We start from the raw sequence: 2,147 nt of genomic DNA, 5'->3' as shown, positions 1-2,147 counted from the left end.
GACGCCGCCGGCCAGGTCACCGCCATCACCGAAGCCGGGCAGCGTCACCGCTACGCCTACGACGGCCTGGGCCGACTGGTCGATGTGATCGATCCCGCTGGGCGCACCCGTCAACAGCTGACCTACAACGGGACCGGCGATCGTCTGAGCAAGACCGGCGAGGATCAGGCGACCGAGGCCTACCGATATCAGGACGGCACGCATCGTTTGATAGCTGCCGGTGACGGCACACGAAGTGTCGATGCCAGTGGCAACACCACCTCCACGCAAGCGGGTGACGCCTTTCAGTACACCTACGACGCCGAAGGGCAACTGATCACGGTGGTGCGCAACGGCCAGCCGGTGGCGCAGTACACCTACAACGGCCGAGGCGAGCGGATCGGCAAACAGGCACGCCTGCCGGTGCCGACGCGTCAGCGCTTTATCTACGACGGTGCGAGTCAACTGCTCGCCGAGATGGGCGATGACGCGCGCGATTATGTGTGGCTGGGCGATATCCCGATCGCGGTGATCGAGCATGGAGCCGGAAGCGATGCGGTGCACTATATCCACGCTGATCATCTGGGCACGCCGCGCGCCGTTACGGATGGCGCGCGCGAGACGATCTGGGCCTGGAAGCTCGCGGGCGATCCGTTTGGTGAGCATGCCCCGCAGGCGTCGGGCTATACGTTCAATCTGCGGTTTCCTGGGCAGTACTTTGATGCGGAGACTGGGCTGCATTACAACGTGAGACGGTTTTACGATGTGCGCACTGGGAGATATATCACGAGCGACCCATTGGGAGTTTTGGCTGGTTTAAGCACCTACGCCTATGTATTAAACAACCCTCTGTATAGCTCTGATCCTAACGGACTCGCTACGATTGCGGCTGGCGGGCAGCTATCAGCGCAGATATCGGCAACATTTGCTATCTCTGGCCAGGTATCGCTTAGCTGGAACTCCAACACACCAATGGATATAACTCAATGGAGGATAGGTGGATTGTTTTCTGTAGCACCTCTGACTATAGCCTCCACGGGCGTCGGCGCTTCAGCGGGTGCGCTCTTTACGTATTCGCCGACCAACAATGTCAGTACGCTCAACGGCTGGGGGACTGTCAATGGAGGTAGTTTCGGCGAGGGTCTTGTGCTTGGTTACGACGTAGGTAATGTGACTGACTCCTGTAATAGGACGCACAATGTGTTCATTGGCGGTGGATTGGAATTTACAGGACCTCTTCCGGGCGAGCTTCATTCCGGCGCTAGCTGGACTGCTGCAGGGAGTTTCGCGCCATGGCGATGATATTGATTACAGAAATGCCGTTCTATTTTGCAATCGGACTCGCCGCGCTCCCGATGCCAATAGGTGTCTTTGCGGTTTTGTATTACAACGCAAAAACATTTCGGATCGTGCGAAGCATACAGCTGACATACCACCAACACGGATCCGTGTGGCCATTTTGGACAAATCAGGAGAGGATGGTAGCTTTCGTACTCGACTCTGAGTCTATTTTGAGAGATGAACCTACGATAGCAAAAGACGAGAAATTCTTGCTAATCGACCACCGCAGGGCCATGAAAAGCTATTTGATCAGAACATTTATCTACATGTTCTCGTCGTTTGGCATGGCTCTTTTAATGCTATTTTTCTTTGCACTCTTTGGGGTGTCCAAGAGTTCGAATATATCGAACTGATCAAGGGCCGACAGCATGCGAAGTGGCGACTATTGTTGCCTGAGGTTTTTTTCGTTTACGAAGCCAGCTCGCTAAACAATTTATCGTGTCTCTGATAGACGGTCAGGGTTTGAAGCCGGAGACTGTTGCCTACCATAAGCGTCGCGAGGCACGAGAGCGTCGCAAGCTGCGTCAGCAGTCTGCTGCTCAAAAAGCGACGTGAAGTTCCTCAAGTAAATCGGATAATGCATGGCCAGGAAGGCATCGAATACATGGCGCGTTAGCGTTATAAGCCTACGGATAATTCTAGGGTTGTTATGTCTGAATCCTGGAGCCATCTGGGCGTACGCTAAGCCGAAGCCATCCGAGAGCGTCGGCAACACACCGTGCTGCTACGACGCCCGCGGACAGATCATCGAGGCGCGCCAGACTCAGGGCGAAGCAGCGACGGCGGTCACGGACGTGACCCTCTACGCCTACACCCCGGCCGGTCGC

2 protein-coding genes are annotated in these 2,147 nt (G+C 55.8%); both read left to right on the top strand.

Annotated features, from left to right (window positions below):
- Window positions 1-1,281: RHS repeat-associated core domain-containing protein (locus tag ACZ6WW_RS23515; protein ID WP_465276334.1), on the top strand; the 1,281-nt coding region annotated here is incomplete at its 5' end.
- 683 nt (window positions 1,282-1,964) lie between these two features.
- Window positions 1,965-2,147 (top strand): hypothetical protein (locus ACZ6WW_RS23510; protein WP_465276333.1); only part of this gene is annotated, 183 nt, incomplete at its 3' end.

This window comes from Dyella sp. NPDC103356 (assembly GCF_055584465.1).
Note: the sequence above shows the minus strand (reverse complement) of the source record. Positions and strands in the feature narration are given on the sequence as shown.